The sequence below is a fragment of the Pseudomonas sp. HMSC08G10 genome, from assembly GCF_001808425.1.
Taxonomy (GTDB): domain Bacteria; phylum Pseudomonadota; class Gammaproteobacteria; order Pseudomonadales; family Pseudomonadaceae; genus Aquipseudomonas; species Aquipseudomonas guariconensis.
The window spans coordinates 167,063-184,065 of sequence record NZ_KV793283.1; the positions used below are offsets into that span (position 1 = coordinate 167,063).

Below are 17,003 nucleotides of genomic sequence, written 5' to 3' on the forward strand. Positions count from 1 at the left end.
ACGGTCCTGCATCATGCAGGTCGTGCCCTTTGTCTTTTTCATCACCCAGATTTTTCGTGTGGACATGAACGAGATCAGCAATCCCGAACAACTAGACCTGCAGACTGCCGCCCTCAAGGTGCCGCCGCACTCCATCGAGGCCGAACAGGCCGTGCTCGGTGGCCTGATGCTGGACAACAACGCGTGGGAGCGGGTGCTGGACCAGGTCTCGGACGGTGATTTCTATCGGCATGACCACCGCCTGATCTTCCGCGCCATCCACAAACTGGTGGATCAGAACCAGCCGTTCGACGTGGTCACGCTGCACGAGCAGTTGGACAAGGAAGGCCTGTCGACCCAGGTCGGCGGGCTGGCGTACCTGGCCGAGCTGGCCAAGAACACGCCCTCGGTGGCCAACATCAAGGCCTATGCGGCGATCATTCGCGAGCGGGCCACGCTGCGCCAGTTGATCAGCATCAGCACCGATATCGCCGACAACGCCTTCAACCCCCAGGGCCGCAATGCCGCGGAAATTCTCGATGACGCCGAACGGCAGATCTTCCAGATCGCCGAAGCGCGACCCAAGACCGGTGGCCCGGTGGGCGTCAACGAGCTGCTGACCAAGGCCATTGACCGCATCGACACGCTGTTCAACTCCGACAGCGACATCACCGGTCTGTCGACCGGCTATACCGACCTGGATGAGAAGACCAGCGGCCTGCAGCCAGCGGACCTGATCATCGTCGCGGGTCGCCCTTCGATGGGTAAGACCACCTTCGCCATGAACCTGGTGGAGAACGCAGTGCTGCGCAGCGACAAGGCGGTGCTGGTGTTCTCCCTGGAGATGCCCGGCGATGCGCTGATCATGCGTATGCTGTCGTCCCTGGGGCGCATCGACCAGACCAAGGTGCGTTCCGGTCAGCTGGACGACGACGACTGGCCGCGCCTGACCTCGGCAGTCAACCTGCTCAACGACCGCAAGCTGTTCATTGACGATACCGCCGGCATCAGTCCCTCGGAAATGCGTGCCCGTACCCGTCGTCTGGTCCGCGAGCATGGCGATATCGCCATGATCATGGTCGACTACCTGCAGTTGATGCAGATCCCTGGCTCCAGCGGTGATAACCGGACCAACGAGATCTCCGAGATCTCGCGTTCCCTCAAGGCGCTGGCCAAGGAATTCAACTGCCCGGTCATCGCCCTGTCGCAGCTCAACCGCTCCCTCGAGCAGCGCCCGAACAAGCGACCGGTGAACTCCGACTTGCGTGAATCCGGAGCGATCGAGCAGGACGCCGACGTGATCATGTTCGTCTACCGTGACGAGGTGTATCACCCCGAGACCGAGCACAAGGGCATCGCCGAAATCATCATCGGCAAGCAGCGTAACGGCCCCATCGGCTTCATCCGCCTGGCGTTCATCGGCAAGTACACCCGTTTCGAGAACCTCGCGCCGGGCATGTACAACTTCGACGACGACGAATAACCCTTCCAGCGGTACGTCTGTCCCTTGTGACGACGGGTTTGCCTGCGAATACAGTGGACTCTGCGCCATCGCATTCGCGGGTGAACCCGCTCCCACAGGGCGACAGTCTCTTTTTTTGAGCACACGAATCCGACCACTATCGTCGGATTTGATCAAATTTTGTGCTATATTCCGCGCCCGCGATTTCCCTGCACACCAGAACCGGTCACTGACATGCAAGCAGCCAAACCACTCTACGACTATCCCAAGTACTGGGCCGAATGCTTCGGGCCGGCACCGTTCCTGCCAATGAGCAGGGAGGAGATGGATCAGCTCGGCTGGGATTCCTGCGACATCATTATCGTGACCGGAGACGCCTACGTAGACCATCCGTCCTTCGGTATGGCCATCATTGGCCGGCTGCTGGAAGCCCAGGGCTTTCGCGTCGGCATCATTGCCCAGCCGAACTGGCAGTCGAAGGACGACTTCATGAAGCTTGGCGAGCCGAACCTGTTCTTCGGCGTCGCGGCAGGCAACATGGACTCGATGATCAACCGCTATACCGCGGACAAGAAGATCCGTTCCGACGATGCCTATACCCCGGGTGGCCTGGCGGGCAAGCGCCCTGACCGCGCAAGCCTGGTGTACAGCCAGCGCTGCAAGGAGGCCTACAAGCATGTGCCGATCGTGCTCGGTGGCATCGAAGCCTCCCTGCGTCGCATCGCCCACTACGACTACTGGCAGGACAAGGTCCGTCACTCGATTCTGATCGATGCCAGCGCCGACATCCTGCTGTACGGCAACGCCGAGCGCGCCATTGTCGAAGTCGCCCAGCGCCTGTCCCAGGGCGAAAGCATCGAGAGCATTACCGATGTACGCGGCACCGCCTTCGTGCGCCGTGACACGCCAGAGGGTTGGTACGAGATCGACTCGACCCGCATCGATCGCCCAGGACGTGTCGACAAGATCATCAACCCCTACGTCAACACCCAGGACACCCAGGCCTGCGCCATCGAGCAGGCCAAGGGTGAAGTCGAGGACCCGAACGAAGCCAAGGTTGTGCAGATTCTCGACAGCCCGCGCATGACCCGTGAGAAGTCGGTGATCCGCCTGCCATCGTTCGAGAAGGTGCGCAACGACCCGGTCCTCTACGCCCACGCCAACCGTGTGCTGCACCTGGAGACCAACCCCGGGAACGCCCGCGCTTTGGTGCAGAAGCATGGTGAGGTGGACGTCTGGTTCAACCCACCACCCATCCCGATGAGCACCGAGGAAATGGACTACGTGTTCGGCATGCCTTACGCGCGCGTCCCGCATCCGGCCTATGGCAAGGAGCGCATCCCGGCCTACGAGATGATTCGCTTCTCGGTGAACATCATGCGTGGCTGCTTCGGCGGCTGCACCTTCTGCTCGATCACCGAGCACGAAGGCCGAATCATCCAGAACCGTTCCCACGACTCGATCATCCGCGAAATCGAGGAAATGCGTGACAAGGTGCCGGGCTTCACCGGCGTGGTCTCCGACCTCGGCGGTCCGACCGCCAACATGTACCGCATCGCCTGCAAGAGCCACGAGATCGAGAAGCACTGCCGCAAGCCGTCCTGCGTGTTCCCAGGCATCTGCGAGAACCTCAACACCGACCACAGTTCGCTGATCGAGCTGTACCGCAAGGCGCGTGCCCTCCCGGGGGTGAAGAAGATCCTGATCGCCTCGGGCCTGCGCTACGACCTCGCCGTGGAGTCTCCGGAGTACGTCAAGGAACTGGTGACCCACCACGTCGGCGGCTACCTGAAGATTGCCCCGGAGCACACCGAGCGGGGGCCGCTGGACAAGATGATGAAGCCGGGGATCGGCACCTACGACCGCTTCAAGCGCATGTTCGAGAAGTTCTCGAAGGAAGCGGGCAAGGAGCAATACCTGATCCCGTACTTCATCGCCGCGCACCCCGGTACCACCGACGAGGACATGATGAACCTCGCCCTGTGGCTCAAGAGCAATGGTTTCCGCGCCGACCAGGTGCAGGCGTTCTACCCTTCGCCGATGGCCTCGGCCACGGCCATGTACCACTCGGGCAAGAATCCGCTGCGTAAGGTGACCTACAAGAGCGAAGGGGTGGAGATCGTCAAGAGCGAAGAACAGCGTCGCCTGCACAAGGCCTTCCTGCGCTATCACGATCCGAAGGGCTGGCCAATGCTGCGTGAAGCGCTGCAACGCATGGGGCGCGCTGACCTGATCGGTCCGGGCAAGCACCAGTTGATCCCGCTGCATCAGCCGCAGACCGACAGCTACCAGAGCGCTCGCCGCAAGAACTCGACTCCTGCCGGCAGCCACAAGGTGGGCAAAGACCAGAAGATCCTGACCCAGCACACCGGCCTGCCGCCGCGCGCCAGCGATGGCAGCAAGCCGTGGGACAAACGTGAGAAGGCCAAGGCCGAAGCGTTCGCTCGCAACCAACAGGCGGCCAAGGAGCGCAGGGAAGCGGCCAAGGGCGGCAAAGGCAAGAAGAAGCCTCGTCAGCCTGTCATTCCGCGCTAATCGATAGCCTGGGCACTGGACCCTGTGGAAGCGGGCTTATCCGCGAATGCTGAGGTGTCTGCCGACGCATTGGCAGTAAAACCCGTTCCACAGGTCAGATGCGGGGCCCATCGATCGAGATCAATCAGGTTTCTTGTCGACCCACTTGGGTAGCACGGGCGGCACGAATTCCTCCATCGCATCCAGCAGCTCATCCGGCTGCTTGCCGAGCAACAGCATCGCCCGGTGCTGCGGTCTTACGAAGCCTTCTTCGACGATATGGTCGAGGAACCCGCCCAGCTTTTCATAGAACCCGTTCACATCCAGTAAGCCCAATGGCTTGGCGTGGTAGCCCAGCTGGCCCCAGGTCCAGACCTCGAACAGTTCCTCTAGCGTTCCCAGGCCTCCCGGAAGGGCGATGAAGGCATCGCTCAGCTCGGCCATGCGCGCCTTGCGGGCGTGCATGCCGTCGACCACTTCCAGCCGTGGCAGGCCTTTATGGCCAATTTCCGCATCGATGAGGCTCTGCGGCATGACGCCGATCACTTCGCCGCCAGCCGCCATGGCGGCATCGGCCACAGCCCCCATCAGACCCACGGAGCCCCCGCCGTACACCAGGGTCAGGCCGCGCCGGGCGATGGCCTGGCCTAGGGCTACCGCGGCTTCACGATAAGCGGGGTTGGTGCCGATGCTGGCACCGCAAAAGACACAAACGGAACGTACAGGCATTGCTCATCTCCCATCACATGCGCGCACAGGGTAAGGCGCATGCCTGCCGCTTCCAAGCGCCGATTCACTCGGGGCGGGAGAACTCGCAGACTGCCGCGCCACTGGCGCCACAGGCGTAGGCAGCCAGCAGGCTGCGCATCATGCTGCTCAAGGTCATGGTACTTGCTCCTGAATGAGAGGTTGTCCCATCGTCCATTAAGAGGGCATGATGTGCACTTAGATTGGTTGTATACAATCCATTGAACAAATCTACTGGCTGAGGCCTTTCCTCCTTGACCCATATCAGCGGGGAGGCGAGCGGTTTCAGGCAGTCTCGCAATATTAAACCCTGCCAAGGAGATTCATGATGTTTGCGAAAGCTGTAGCGGTATCCCTGCTGACCCTCGCCAGCGCTTCTGTCTTTGCAGCCGAGTGCTCGGTGACTGTCGAATCCACCGACCAGATGTCCTACACCACCAAGGAATTCACCGTCGACAAGAGCTGCAAAGAGTTCACTGTCAAGCTGACCCATTCCGGCAGCCTGCCGAAGAACGTCATGGGCCACAACCTGGTGATCAGCAAGACTGCCGACATGCAGGGCATCGCCACCGAAGGCATGAGCAAGGGTCTGGAAAACGACTACCTCAACGCCGCCAATGCCGGGATCATCGCTCATACCAAGATGATCGGTGCGCCAGAGAAGGAAACCGAAGTGAAGTTCGACACCTCCAAGCTCGAAGCCGGTGGCGACTACAGCTTCTTCTGCACCTTCCCAGGCCATATCTCGATGATGAAGGGCAAGGTCATCGTCAAGTAAGCGAAACCTGAGCGTATAACCTGTGGGAGCGGGTTTGCCCGCGAATGCCTCGGTGGTCTGCCACTGCATTCGCGGGTGAGCCCGCTCCCACAGGCGTTTCTAGGGGCTGATCAAGGCGCGAACGGCAGCTCGCGTTTGTGCTGGCTCTTGCGGTAGGTGGCGACGATGATGTCGAACGCCTCCTGGCTGACCGGTTCACCGTGCAGGAACGCGTCGATCTGCTTGTAGGTCACGCCGTGGGAGGCTTCGTCCGGCTTGCCCGGTGCTAGGTCTTCCAGGTCCGCGGTCGGGACTTTTTCCACCAACGCTTCCGGCGCGCCGAAACTGCGAGCGATGTCTCGCACTTGGTTCTTCACCAGGCCGCTCAGTGGTGCCAGGTCGCAGGCGCCATCACCGAACTTGGTGAAAAAGCCCATTACCGCCTCGGCAGCATGATCTGTTCCGATCACCAGGCCGCCCCGGGCGCCGGCAATGGCGTACTGGGCCACCATGCGCATGCGCGCCTTGACGTTACCCACGACGAAATCCACCAGGGTCGGCGAGCCGCCTTCCAAGGCTTTGGTCTCGGCTGCCAGGGCGCGGACGGCCGGGGCGATATCCACGGTGTGCACTTCATCGGCTTTGATCACATCCAGACACGCCTGGGCGTCGTGTTCGTCGTGCTGTACCTGATAGGGCAGGCGCACGGCGATGAAGCGGTAGCTGTCGTCTCCGGTCTCGGCACGCAACTCATTGATCGCGCGCTGGGCGAGCAGGGCGGCGGTCAGCGAGTCGACGCCGCCGCTGATGCCTAGGACCAGGGTCTTGAGCCGAGCATTGGCCAGGCATCCCTTGATGAAAGCCACGCGCCGGGTGACTTCGGCCTGGAGCGCGGCGGCGTCGGCAAACGGGGGCTGCACCTTGAGCTGCTGCGCAATCTCTCGCTGAACGGCTTGCATGGGTTACTCCTTGCTGGGGACTTTGAATACGTGGCGCAGGTAATTGACGAAGTTCTCGTCACGGCACTGGGTCTTGGCGGCCTCGTCGGAGATCTTGGCCACCGGCGAGCCGTTGCAGTCGGTCATTTTAAGCACGATGCTCATCGGCGCTACACCAGGAATGTCACAGGTAAGGTTGGTGCCGATACCGAAGCTGACATTGATGCGACCGCGCAGGGCACGGAAGATTTCCAGTGAACGGGTCAGGTTCAGGCCGTCGGAAAACACCAGCGTCTTGGTCATCGGGTCGATGCCCAGTTTGCGGTAGTGGGCTATGGCCTTTTCCGCCCAGGCCACCGGATCGCCGGAATCATGGCGCAGGCCGTCGAAAAGCTTGGCGAAATACAGGTCGAAATCGGTCAGGAAGGCGTCCATGGTGATGCAGTCGGTCAAGGCGATGCCCAAAAGCCCGCGGTATTCGCGGACCCAGCAGTCCAGCGCGGCGATCTGGCTGTCGATCAGCCGAGGGCCCAGTTGCTGGTGGGCCATGATCCACTCATGGGCCATGGTGCCCAGGGGCCTGACATCCAGCTTCCAGGCCAGGTCCACGTTGCTGGTGCCGACGAAGCGCGCTGGGAAGTCATCACGCAACACCCGTACCACTTCTTCCTGCACTCGACCGGAAAAGCGCCGCCGGGTACCGAAGTCGGCCACTTGCAGTTCGGCCAGCTCCTCGTCGCTGGCATGGGCACGCAGCCAGTCGAACTTACGGTACAACTGATCACGCGCCTCGCTAAGGCGCATGCGTGGGTGCAAATGACGATTGCGCACTTCGCTGATGATGGCCAGCAACGGCACTTCGAACAGGATCACGTGCAGCCATGGGCCACGCAGGCGCAAGAACAGCTGATCGTTCTCGATGCCAATACGCAAGTAACGCAGGTTGAAACGAAACAGCCCAAGAAAACGCAGGAAGTCGGGCTTGAGGAAGCTGATGCGCTCGAGGAAGGCTAGCTGACCATCGTCCAAGCTAAGGTCGCTGAGGTGTTCGATTTCTTTGCGGATTTCGTCGAGGTAGGGGCGCAGGTCCTCGCCGTTGCGACAGCGGAACTCCCATTCCACGTCTGCATCAGGGTAGTTGTGCAGGACGGCCTGCATCATGGTCAGTTTGTAGAAGTCGGTGTCGAGCAGGTTGTGCACGATGCGCTCGGCAAATGCGCTCTCGCTCATTGAGGGGCTCCAGGTGGCGGCGCTCGCGTCACAAAGCAGGCGCGCGGAATCCGCGCCATTGTGCCAGCGTTTGCGCCGTCGTGAGCACATTGGCTTCGGTAACGGCCCGTGCGTTCGGCCTAGGCGGCCCCTGTCGGAGCGGGCTTGTCCCGCGATTTGGCGCTTTTGTCGCCCGTGAGCCGGGCACTTTCCTACACACTGCGCCGCCTCGTAACGGTGCCCCCTGTAGCAGTTGTGCACTTGCAGTGTGCAGTTCGGTGACGTCGCCCTGTTACAGGGCGGTTGCACGTAAACACTTGCCAGGGTTGCAATGATGGCACCGAGCGGTTGCCCAGAATGGCCAGCAGGGTTGCGACTTGTCTAGGTTAGACGGTTGCACGCTCAATAAAGAAAAGGCCGTCGGTCGCCTTTAGTCCGCTCTCTCTCTGCGTTTTGCGACGAAGACAAATCCGCTGGCACGGCGCTTGCTCTGAGGTCAGTGCTGAAAGTTGTAGTGCCAACCAAAAAAACTCTAAGGAGCACCACCTCATGTCGCAGACGTTTTACAAGAAAGGTTTCCTGGCTCTCGCCGTAGCTTCGGCACTGGGTGTTTCCTCGTTTGTTCAGGCCGATGTGAAGATCGGTGTCGCAGGCCCGATGACCGGCGCCAACGCAGCGTTTGGCGAGCAGTACATGAAAGGTGCCCAGGCGGCAGCCGACAAGATCAACGCCGCAGGTGGGGTCAACGGCGAGAAGATCATCCTGGTCAAGGGCGATGACGCCTGCGAACCGAAGCAAGCCGTGGCCGTGGCCAACCGTCTGGTCGACCAGGACAAAGTCATCGGCGTGGTCGGTCACTTCTGCTCCTCCAACACCATCCCGGCCTCCGAGGTCTACGACGAAGCTGGCGTGATCGCCATCACCCCGGGCTCGACCAACCCTCAGGTGACCGAGCGAGGGCTCTCGGCCATGTTCCGCATGTGCGGTCGCGACGACCAGCAGGGCATCGTGGCCGGCGACTACATCGTCGATGTACTCAAGGGCAAGAAAGTCGCTGTCCTGCACGACAAGGACACCTACGGTCAGGGCCTGGCCGATGCGACCAAGGCGCAGCTTGAAAAACGTGGCGTGAAACCTGTGCTGTACGAAGGCCTGACCCGAGGCGAGAAAGACTTCAGCGCGGTGGTCACCAAGATTCGTTCCACCGGTGCCGACGTGGTCTACTTCGGTGGCCTGCACCCAGAAGCCGGCCCATTGGTACGCCAACTGCGCGAACAAGGTCTGAAGGATGTGAAGTTCATGTCCGACGACGGCATCGTGACCGACGAACTGGTAGCCACCGCTGGCGGTGCCCAGTACGTCAATGGCGTGTACATGACCTTCGGCGCCGACCCGCGCCTGCTGCCTGACAGCAAGGCGGTGGTGGAGGAGTTCCGCAAGGCCGGTACCGAACCTGAAGGCTACACCCTGTACGCCTACGCCTCCCTCCAGGCCCTGGCTGCCGCGTTCAACGGCGCCAAGTCGAACAAGGGCGAAGACGCTGCCAAGTGGCTCAAGGCCAACCCGGTTCAGACCGTCATGGGCGAGAAGAAGTGGGACAACAAGGGCGACCTGACCGTCTCCGACTACGTGGTCTACCAGTGGGATGCCAACGGCAAGTACCACCAGCTGGAAAAACAAAAATAACAATGGCGACCGGCCCGGATGCGCAGTGCTCCGGGCCGCAGCCCCGCGGTACCTGTCTTTATCCGTAGATCTGCACAGTTCTGCGCTGCGAGGGCCGCTTCAGCGGTGGTCCGCCGTGGTCGGCGCTCGTGCAATCTCAATCAGGTGAGATTGCGTTATGGATGGTATTTTCCTGCAGCAACTGATCAATGGACTGACCCTTGGGTCTGTCTATGGTCTGATCGCCATCGGCTACACAATGGTCTATGGCATCATCGGCATGATCAACTTCGCGCACGGCGAGGTGTATATGATCTCCGCGTACCTCGCGGCGATCAGCCTGGCATTGCTGGCCTACTTCGGTATCGAGTCGTTTCCGCTGCTGATGTTGGGAACCTTGTTGTTCACCATCGTCGTCACGGGCATCTATGGCTTCACCATCGAGCGCATCGCCTACAAGCCCCTGCGTAACTCCACTCGCCTGGCACCGCTGATCAGTGCCATCGGCATCTCGCTGATCCTGCAGAACTACGCGCAGATCAGCCAGGGCGCCCGCCAGCAAGGCGTGCCCACCCTGCTCGAAGGCGCCTGGCGCGTCGAAGTGGGGACCGGCTTCGTGCAACTGACCTACACCAAGATCTTCATCCTGGTGGCGGCCTTCGTCGGCATGGCCCTGCTCACCTATGTGATCAAGTACACCAAGCTCGGCCGCATGTGCCGCGCGACCCAGCAAGACCGCAAGATGGCCTCGATCCTGGGGATCAACACCGACCGGGTGATCTCCTACGTGTTCGTCATCGGTGCGGTGATGGCTGCCCTCGCAGGCGTGCTGATCACCATGAACTACGGCACCTTCGACTTCTATGCCGGCTTCATCATCGGCATCAAGGCGTTCACCGCCGCGGTGCTCGGCGGCATTGGCTCGCTCCCTGGCGCCATGCTTGGCGGGATCATCCTGGGGATCTCCGAGTCGTTGTTCTCCGGCCTGATCAACTCCGACTACAAGGACGTGTTCAGTTTCTCACTGCTGGTGATGATCCTGATCTTCCGTCCCCAAGGCCTGTTGGGTCGCCCGCTCGTGGCTAAGGTGTGAACATGTCTGCTGCCAATACTGTTTCTTCCGGTTTCGATATCAAGCGCAGCCTGCTGGAGACCATCGTCGCCGGCCTGCTTGCCCTGATCGTGTTTGGCCCTGTCGTCGGCGTGGTGCTCGACGGCTACAGCTTCAATGCAGAACCCCGTCGCGTGGCCTGGCTGGTCGGAGGGGTGATGTTGGGGCGCTTCCTGCTCAGCCTGTTTGTGCAGACCGCCTCGGGGCAGCGCATGCTCCAGGGCTTCGAAAGTGGCGGATCGGGCGTGCACGTGCTGGCGCCTGACTACAAGTCACGGCTGCGTTACATCATTCCGGCGCTGATCGTCATCGCCATCGTGTTTCCGGTCTTTGCCAACAAGTACCTGCTCACCGTGGTCATCCTCGGCCTGATCTACGTGCTGCTGGGCTTGGGCCTGAACATCGTGGTGGGTCTGGCGGGCCTGCTCGACCTGGGCTACGTAGCGTTCTACGCCATTGGTGCCTATGGTCTGGCCCTGGGCTACCAGTACCTTGGGCTGGGCTTCTGGAGCGTGCTGCCGCTGGCGGCCATTGCCGCGGCGCTGGCCGGGTGCATACTCGGTTTCCCCGTGTTGCGGATGCATGGCGACTACTTGGCGATCGTGACCTTGGGCTTTGGTGAGATCATCCGCCTGGTGCTGAACAACTGGCTGTCGTTCACTGGTGGCCCCAACGGCATGCCGGCACCGGCACCAACCTTCATGGGCCTAGAGTTCGGCCGTCGTGCCAAGGATGGTGGGGTGCCCATCCACGAGTTCTTCGGTTTCGAATACAACGCCAACCTTAAGTTCGTGTTCATCTATGCAGTGCTGTTCATCGTGGTGCTGGCCGTCCTGTACATCAAGCACCGTCTGACCCGCATGCCGGTCGGCCGGGCCTGGGAGGCGCTGCGCGAGGATGAGATCGCCTGCCGTTCGATGGGCCTGAACCACGTACTGGTCAAGCTTTCGGCGTTTACCCTGGGCGCTTCCACCGCAGGCCTGGCTGGAGTGTTCTTCGCCACCTATCAAGGCTTCGTCAACCCGTCTTCGTTCACCTTCTTCGAATCGGCGTTGATTCTCGCGATCGTGGTGCTCGGCGGCATGGGCTCGACGGTGGGGGTGGTGATTGCCGCCTTCGTGCTGACCGTGGCACCGGAGCTGCTGCGCAGCTTCTCCGAATACCGGGTACTGCTGTTTGGTGTGCTGATGGTGCTGATGATGATCTGGCGACCGCGAGGGCTGATCCGCATCAGCCGTGCCGGTGTGACCCCGCGTAAAGGAGTGGCGCCATGAGCGACGATATCATTCTCTCGGTCGACAACCTGATGATGCAGTTCGGCGGCATCAAGGCGCTCAGCGATGTCAGCCTGAAGGTCCGGCGCAACCAGATCTTCGCCCTGATCGGCCCCAACGGCGCCGGCAAGACCACCGTGTTCAACTGCCTGACCGGCTTCTACAAGGCCAGTGGCGGGCGCATCGAACTGAACGTGCGCGGTGGCCGCACCAATGTGATCCAGTTGCTCGGCGAGCGTTTCCAGGCGGCGGATTTCGTGTCCCCGGCGCGTTTTGCCAATCGCTTGTACTACAAGATGTTCGGTGGTACCCACCTGGTCAACCGCGCAGGCCTGGCCCGGACATTCCAGAACATTCGCCTGTTCAAGGAAATGTCGGTGGTGGAAAACCTGTTGGTGGCCCAGCACATGTGGGTCAACCGCAACCTGCTGGCTGGCGTGCTCAACACCAAGGCCTACCGCAAGGCCGAAAGCGATGCCCTGGACCATGCGTTCTACTGGCTGGAGGTGGTCGATCTGGTCGATTGCGCCAATCGCCTGGCCGGCGAGCTGTCCTACGGACAGCAGCGTCGCCTGGAGATCGCCCGGGCCATGTGCACGCGGCCGAAGATCATCTGCCTGGACGAACCGGCTGCCGGTCTCAACCCCCAGGAAACCGAAGCCCTGAGCCGCATGATCCGCGTGCTTCGCGATGAGCACGACATCACAGTGGTGCTCATCGAGCACGACATGGGCATGGTCATGAGCATCTCGGACCATATCGTGGTGCTCGACCACGGCAATGTGATTGCCGAAGGTGCACCGCAGGACATCCGCAACAACCCGACGGTGATCGCCGCCTACCTGGGTGCCGACGAAGAGGAACTGGTATGAGTGCACCCATTCTCGAGCTCAAGGACCTGGATGTGTTCTACGGGCCCATCCAGGCGCTGAAGAAAGTCAGCATGCACATCAACGAAGGCGAGACGGTCAGCCTGATCGGGGCCAACGGCGCCGGCAAGTCGACCTTGCTGATGTCGATTTTCGGCCAGCCCCGGGCCGCGTCCGGGCAGATCGTCTACCGGGGCACCGACATCACCCGCAAGTCCTCGCACTACATCGCCTCCAACGGCATTGCCCAGTCGCCGGAAGGACGCCGGGTGTTCCCCGACATGACTGTCGAGGAAAACCTGATGATGGGGACCATCCCGATTGGCGACAAGCATGCCGATGAGGACATGCAGCGCATGTACGAACTGTTCCCGCGGCTCAAGGAGCGTCGTAACCAGCGGGCCATGACCATGTCCGGCGGCGAGCAGCAGATGCTCGCCATTGCCCGGGCATTGATGAGCCGTCCCAAGTTGCTGCTGCTTGACGAGCCATCACTGGGGCTGGCGCCGATCGTGGTCAAGCAGATCTTCTCGACCTTGCGCGAGCTGGCCAAGACAGGGATGACCATCTTCCTGGTGGAGCAGAACGCCAACCATGCGCTGAAGCTCTCCGATAGGGCTTATGTGATGGTCAACGGCCAGATCCGCATGAGCGGTACGGGGCAGGAGCTGCTGGTCAACGAGGAAGTGCGCAACGCCTACCTCGGCGGACACTGACCCAGTAACCGGGCCGCAGCGCGGCCCGGTTGTTCACGCCAATGTGGACAACTTGTCGCATACCCTGCACGAGTGCCCGCAGAATCCCTTCGCAAGTCATTGTTTCCACAGGCTTCGCTTTGTCCACGGATCGTGTGGAACCGCCTGTGGAAAACATGGTGGCAGGTGTCTCTACGCCTTTACCGGCGCGCCTTACAGGCCTCTGTATGTTTTTTGACCAAGTCAGGCTTGACGACGTTTTTACTGCAGCCGCGCAGTCTGAAAACAGCGTGTCGATGCTTGGCGAAGGCTGTGGATAACTCTGTGAAAAAGCCTTGGACAGACCGCTGCAAGCGGCACCATTGAAAGCGTTGGGCCATCACCGAAAAGCGCTCCACAGACCCGCTGGGCAACGTTGCGTTCATTCAGGGTGACGAGTTTCCCCCAATCTGTGGGGAAAGCCTTGTGGATAAGGTGCGTATAGGTGCGTTGAGACTGTCTATTACAAGGGTTTCAAGGCATTGGCTATTTATTGACCAGCACGGGGTGCGCTTGCTGGAGACGATGTAGCAGACCATGCTGAGCATCTGTCGACGACAATCCACCGTGAAGGAGATGCGCATGACATCCACCGTATTCATCACCGGCGCGACGTCCGGCTTTGGTGAAGCCACCGCCCGCCGTTTCGCTGAGGCAGGTTGGAAGCTGGTGCTCACCGGTCGGCGCAAGGAGCGCTTGGACGCCCTGTGTGCCGAGCTGTCGGCCAAGACTCTAGTGCATGGTCTTGCGGTCGATGTACGTGATCGCCAGGCCATGGAACAGGCGATCGCCAGCCTGCCGCCGACTTTCGACAAGCTGCAGGGCCTGGTCAACAACGCAGGCCTGGCACTGGGCGCGTCACCTGCCCAGGACTGTGACCTGGACGACTGGGAAACCATGGTCGACACCAACATCAAGGGCTTGATGTACACCACCCGGCTGCTGTTGCCGCGCCTGATTGCCCATGGCCGTGGGGCCAGTATCCTCAACGTAGGTTCGGTGGCGGGCAACTATCCCTATCCGGGCAGCCATGTCTATGGCGGCACCAAGGCGTTCGTCGGGCAGTTTTCATTGAGCCTGCGCTGCGATCTTCGCGGCACCGGCGTGCGTGTCAGCAACATCGAGCCGGGACTGTGCGAGAGCGAGTTTTCGCTGGTGCGCTTTGGCGGGGACCAGGCGCGGTACGATGCCACTTACGCGGGCGCCGAAGCGATCCAGCCCCAGGACATTGCAGAAACCATCTTCTGGGTCCTCAACCAGCCCCCGCACATCAACATCAATAGTCTTGAGTTGATGCCGGTAAGCCAGGATTGGGCGGGGTTTTCGGTCCACCGCTCGAGCAAGGGCTGAACGGTTGCGAACCGGCCTTGGCCGGTTCGCATAGTGCCGCCGATACCTTACTTGATCAGCGACAGGTAGGTTTTATTGGGCTCGATGATGTTCAGGGCCTGGAGCACATCGTTGATCGCGTCCTGGCGGCCGAGATCTTCGGCGGTGGCTTTTTTGCTCATCACGCGACGCAAGCTCAGCAGGTAGCTCAGTTTCCCGTGGGAGTGTTCATCGTAGCGTTGATTGCTGCTGTCGATGATCTTCTGGGCAGCCCTGTCGATCTGCGTTTCCACGAATGCTGCAAAATCGTTGTTTTTCATGTCCATTGTTCCTCCGAGATGGAAGAACAATGGTGAGGGGGCATGGCGGTCGATCAGCAGAGGGAAGTGTTGTCCGCACAGGCAGCCTGCAGGCCTTCCAGACACGTCGCCAAATGGTAGGGCGTGGTGGACGGCATGTCGTGCCGGCTGACCTCGCCTTGGCCATCGCGGCATTCATACCAGCCTCCGGCATGCAGGAACCGACCCTCGAGCGCCTGCAACTGCGCCAGTAACTTCGCCCCGCTCCCCGGCCGCAACGCCAGCGCCCGCAGGTATTCTGCCTGCGCCCAAATGCGTTGGGTGGGGTCGATCACCTTACCCGCCACATCCAGCATGGCCAACACTGCCGAATCCTTAACGCCGGACCGTTCGGCATAGGTGAACGCACGATCGATGGAGGCATGCAGCGGGGTGCCACGCAGCAGCGGCGAAGTGTCGAGCAGATAGAACCATTCGAACTGATGCCCCGGCTCGAACCAGTTATCCACAGCCCCGTTCGGTTTCTCCAGCATCAAGCCGTGGACGGGATCGACGAAGTGCGCCTGCAGCGCTTCACACAGCGACAACAAGGCGTGCTCGACAGCGTCGTCCTCGCGCACCGCCAGGGTCTGCAGGAAGGCTTCGGTCAGGTGCATCTGAGGATTTTGCAGGGGACCGCTACCTAGGTCCGACCAGTCTTCGCCCAGGCTGGCCTCATACAGCCCATCATCCCGGGCGAAGCGCTCGGTGACGATATCCAGGGCGGCGTTGAGCGCGGACTCCACCAGACCCTCGCGCACCTTGCCCCAGTAATGGGCGCACGCGAAGACGATGAAGGCATGGGTATACAGGTCCTTGCGCCGGTCCAGTGGCCGTCCTTCGGCATCGATGCTGTAGAACCAGCCGCCATGTTCGGCATCGTGGAAATGCCGTTGCAGCGAGCGGAACAGCGCCGCCGCCCGCTCGGCCGCGCCCGGTTGCTCGATCCGGCTGCTGAACAGGTACAGCTGCCGGGCACAGGCCATGGCACGGTAGCGCTGCACGGGCATGGGCCGGTGTTCGCCATCGAGGGCTTCAAAGGGCAGGGCCAGTTCGGCATTCCAGCCCGGACCTTGCCACAGTGGCACGATGCAGTCGGCGAAGTGCTGGTTGAAGCGAGCCAGTTCGGGCAGGGTGGGGCGGGGGTCGGACATGAAGGCGCTCGTCGCAATCGGGCAGTGCGCCATGGTAGCAGAATGGGGTTGCAGGGCGCTCGCGCCGGTACTTTGCCGTTGTTGGCAATGATCAGCCTGGATTTCCCAACCCTTGCCAGTGGCGCGCACCCACGAAAATGAAGCGCAGCTGCTGGGTGATCTTCTCCTGCGGGGTGAGGGCCTGTGGATTCGCGGCGTCAGGGCTGTCGATCAGTTCGGGCAACGTGGCGAACACGGTCTTGACCACAAGGTCTGCCATCACTGCCAGAGCGGCGCCGTCCAGATGCTGCCAACGCGGCATGCGCGCCAGGTCGGTGGCGAGGTCTGCGCTGATGCCCTGGCGCAGTTGAGCAATGGCTTGGCGCACGGCCTGGGAGCCACCGTACTGTTCGCGGGCCAGGAACAGGAACTGCGCGCGGTGGGCAGCCACCACATCCAGGAATATCCGCACCGAAGCGTCGGTGATGCCTCCGAGTACGAACTCGTTGTGCCGCACGATCCGGATGGTCTGGCGGAACGTCGCATCGACCTCGGCCACCAGGGCCAGGCCCAGGGCGTCCATGTCGGTGAAATGCCGATAGAAACCGGTGGGGACGATACCCGCGGCCTTGGCTACTTCGCGCAGGCTGATGCTGCCGAAACCCCGGCCACTCTCCATGAGCTGGCAGGCGGCATCGAGCAGGGCCTGGCGTGTCTGTAGCTTCTGTTCGGCGCGCGGCAGCATGGGACGTATTCTGTGACTGTACGGCTGGGCACTCTAGATAAAAAAACGAAGCCCGGTCAATGGACCGGGCTTGGAGGGGAGCAGGTATTGCTTGGCGGGTTGTTGTTCTTGGCCATGGTGATCAGCTCATGCGGCCAAGTTCTACCAGGCGATCGGAACCACCTTCTGCGACGCGGTTGTTACGCTCGATCAGGCGATC

Annotated in this window: 15 protein-coding genes and 1 pseudogene; 9 read left to right on the forward strand and 7 right to left on the reverse strand. The window is 61.3% G+C overall.

Going from position 1 to position 17,003, the window contains the following annotated elements:
- Positions 1-64 precede the first annotated feature (64 nt).
- Positions 65-1,462 (forward strand): replicative DNA helicase, encoded by a 1,398-nt coding sequence (dnaB, locus tag HMPREF3173_RS01065; RefSeq protein WP_043212012.1) that lies wholly within the window; start codon positions 65-67, stop codon positions 1,460-1,462.
- Between the two features lie 213 nt (positions 1,463-1,675).
- Positions 1,676-3,976: a YgiQ family radical SAM protein gene (locus HMPREF3173_RS01070; RefSeq protein ID WP_070571141.1), complete on the forward strand. Its 2,301-nt coding sequence runs from the start codon at positions 1,676-1,678 to the stop codon at positions 3,974-3,976.
- 120 nt (positions 3,977-4,096) lie between these two features.
- On the opposite strand, the gene HMPREF3173_RS01075 is transcribed toward HMPREF3173_RS01070, so the two are convergent.
- Positions 4,097-4,684 carry an LOG family protein gene (locus HMPREF3173_RS01075; protein ID WP_070571142.1) on the reverse strand — a complete coding sequence of 196 codons (588 nt, stop codon included), beginning with the start codon at positions 4,682-4,684 and terminating at the stop codon, positions 4,097-4,099.
- A gap of 346 nt (positions 4,685-5,030) precedes the next feature.
- On the opposite strand from HMPREF3173_RS01075, the gene azu reads away from it, so the two are divergent.
- The gene (azu, locus tag HMPREF3173_RS01080; protein ID WP_043211949.1) at positions 5,031-5,480 is read left to right on the forward strand and encodes an azurin; all 450 of its coding nucleotides are present in this window, start codon (positions 5,031-5,033) and stop codon (positions 5,478-5,480) included.
- Between the two features lie 110 nt (positions 5,481-5,590).
- On the opposite strand, the gene nadE is transcribed toward azu, so the two are convergent.
- Positions 5,591-6,418: an ammonia-dependent NAD(+) synthetase gene (gene nadE, locus HMPREF3173_RS01085; RefSeq protein WP_070571143.1), complete on the reverse strand. Its 828-nt coding sequence runs from the start codon at positions 6,416-6,418 to the stop codon at positions 5,591-5,593.
- Positions 6,419-6,421: 3 nt separating this feature from the next.
- Positions 6,422-7,627 (reverse strand): nicotinate phosphoribosyltransferase, encoded by a 1,206-nt coding sequence (gene pncB / locus HMPREF3173_RS01090; RefSeq protein WP_070571144.1) that lies wholly within the window; start codon positions 7,625-7,627, stop codon positions 6,422-6,424.
- Between the two features lie 528 nt (positions 7,628-8,155).
- On the opposite strand from pncB, the gene HMPREF3173_RS01095 reads away from it, so the two are divergent.
- The 6 genes from HMPREF3173_RS01095 to HMPREF3173_RS01120 all read left to right on the forward strand — a co-directional run bounded on the left by HMPREF3173_RS01095 (position 8,156) and on the right by HMPREF3173_RS01120 (position 14,609).
- A complete protein-coding gene (locus HMPREF3173_RS01095) occupies positions 8,156-9,292 on the forward strand; it encodes a branched-chain amino acid ABC transporter substrate-binding protein (RefSeq protein WP_043211941.1) in 1,137 nt (378 codons plus the stop codon).
- 157 nt (positions 9,293-9,449) lie between these two features.
- Positions 9,450-10,364, forward strand: coding sequence for an ABC transporter permease subunit (locus HMPREF3173_RS01100; RefSeq protein ID WP_043211939.1), 915 nt, complete (start codon positions 9,450-9,452; stop codon positions 10,362-10,364).
- 2 nt (positions 10,365-10,366) lie between these two features.
- A complete protein-coding gene (gene livM, locus HMPREF3173_RS01105) occupies positions 10,367-11,656 on the forward strand; it encodes a high-affinity branched-chain amino acid ABC transporter permease LivM (RefSeq protein ID WP_070571145.1) in 1,290 nt (429 codons plus the stop codon).
- Positions 11,653-12,528, forward strand: coding sequence for an ABC transporter ATP-binding protein (locus HMPREF3173_RS01110; RefSeq protein ID WP_043211934.1), 876 nt, complete (start codon positions 11,653-11,655; stop codon positions 12,526-12,528). Before livM ends, HMPREF3173_RS01110 begins: the two co-directional genes overlap by 4 nt.
- Positions 12,525-13,241 carry an ABC transporter ATP-binding protein gene (locus HMPREF3173_RS01115; RefSeq protein WP_043211932.1) on the forward strand — a complete coding sequence of 239 codons (717 nt, stop codon included), beginning with the start codon at positions 12,525-12,527 and terminating at the stop codon, positions 13,239-13,241. The genes HMPREF3173_RS01110 and HMPREF3173_RS01115 overlap by 4 nt, the downstream gene beginning before the upstream one ends.
- A gap of 600 nt (positions 13,242-13,841) precedes the next feature.
- The gene (locus tag HMPREF3173_RS01120) at positions 13,842-14,609 is read left to right on the forward strand and encodes an SDR family oxidoreductase (RefSeq protein WP_070571146.1); all 768 of its coding nucleotides are present in this window, start codon (positions 13,842-13,844) and stop codon (positions 14,607-14,609) included.
- 47 nt (positions 14,610-14,656) lie between these two features.
- On the opposite strand, the gene HMPREF3173_RS01125 is transcribed toward HMPREF3173_RS01120, so the two are convergent.
- The 4 genes and pseudogenes from HMPREF3173_RS01125 to HMPREF3173_RS25215 form a co-directional block, all read right to left on the reverse strand.
- A complete protein-coding gene (locus HMPREF3173_RS01125) occupies positions 14,657-14,908 on the reverse strand; it encodes a hypothetical protein (protein WP_070571147.1) in 252 nt (83 codons plus the stop codon).
- A gap of 53 nt (positions 14,909-14,961) precedes the next feature.
- Complete coding sequence (locus tag HMPREF3173_RS01130; RefSeq protein WP_070571148.1) at positions 14,962-16,080, reverse strand: AGE family epimerase/isomerase; 1,119 nt, start codon at positions 16,078-16,080, stop codon at positions 14,962-14,964.
- Positions 16,081-16,171: 91 nt separating this feature from the next.
- Entirely contained in the window at positions 16,172-16,804 is a 633-nt protein-coding gene (locus HMPREF3173_RS01135) for a TetR family transcriptional regulator (protein ID WP_070571149.1), read from the reverse strand.
- A 121-nt stretch (positions 16,805-16,925) separates the two neighbouring features.
- Positions 16,926-17,003, reverse strand: a pseudogene (locus HMPREF3173_RS25215) (phage infection protein); the annotation flags it as partial.

Bases quoted from the DNA above. Each gene is read 5' to 3' on its own strand.
- pncB (WP_070571144.1), bottom strand. From the start codon at position 7,627: ATGAGCGAGAGCGCATTTGCCGAGCGCATCGTGCACAACCTGCTCGAC.
- HMPREF3173_RS01120 (WP_070571146.1), top strand. From the start codon at position 13,842: ATGACATCCACCGTATTCATCACCGGCGCGACGTCCGGCTTTGGTGAA.
- dnaB (WP_043212012.1), top strand. From the start codon at position 65: ATGAACGAGATCAGCAATCCCGAACAACTAGACCTGCAGACTGCCGCC.
- HMPREF3173_RS01075 (WP_070571142.1), bottom strand. From the start codon at position 4,684: ATGCCTGTACGTTCCGTTTGTGTCTTTTGCGGTGCCAGCATCGGCACC.
- HMPREF3173_RS01130 (WP_070571148.1), bottom strand. From the start codon at position 16,080: ATGTCCGACCCCCGCCCCACCCTGCCCGAACTGGCTCGCTTCAACCAG.
- azu (WP_043211949.1), top strand. From the start codon at position 5,031: ATGTTTGCGAAAGCTGTAGCGGTATCCCTGCTGACCCTCGCCAGCGCT.
- nadE (WP_070571143.1), bottom strand. From the start codon at position 6,418: ATGCAAGCCGTTCAGCGAGAGATTGCGCAGCAGCTCAAGGTGCAGCCC.
- HMPREF3173_RS01095 (WP_043211941.1), top strand. From the start codon at position 8,156: ATGTCGCAGACGTTTTACAAGAAAGGTTTCCTGGCTCTCGCCGTAGCT.
- HMPREF3173_RS01125 (WP_070571147.1), bottom strand. From the start codon at position 14,908: ATGAAAAACAACGATTTTGCAGCATTCGTGGAAACGCAGATCGACAGG.
- HMPREF3173_RS01115 (WP_043211932.1), top strand. From the start codon at position 12,525: ATGAGTGCACCCATTCTCGAGCTCAAGGACCTGGATGTGTTCTACGGG.
- livM (WP_070571145.1), top strand. From the start codon at position 10,367: ATGTCTGCTGCCAATACTGTTTCTTCCGGTTTCGATATCAAGCGCAGC.
- HMPREF3173_RS01135 (WP_070571149.1), bottom strand. From the start codon at position 16,804: ATGCTGCCGCGCGCCGAACAGAAGCTACAGACACGCCAGGCCCTGCTC.
- HMPREF3173_RS01100 (WP_043211939.1), top strand. From the start codon at position 9,450: ATGGATGGTATTTTCCTGCAGCAACTGATCAATGGACTGACCCTTGGG.
- HMPREF3173_RS01070 (WP_070571141.1), top strand. From the start codon at position 1,676: ATGCAAGCAGCCAAACCACTCTACGACTATCCCAAGTACTGGGCCGAA.
- HMPREF3173_RS01110 (WP_043211934.1), top strand. From the start codon at position 11,653: ATGAGCGACGATATCATTCTCTCGGTCGACAACCTGATGATGCAGTTC.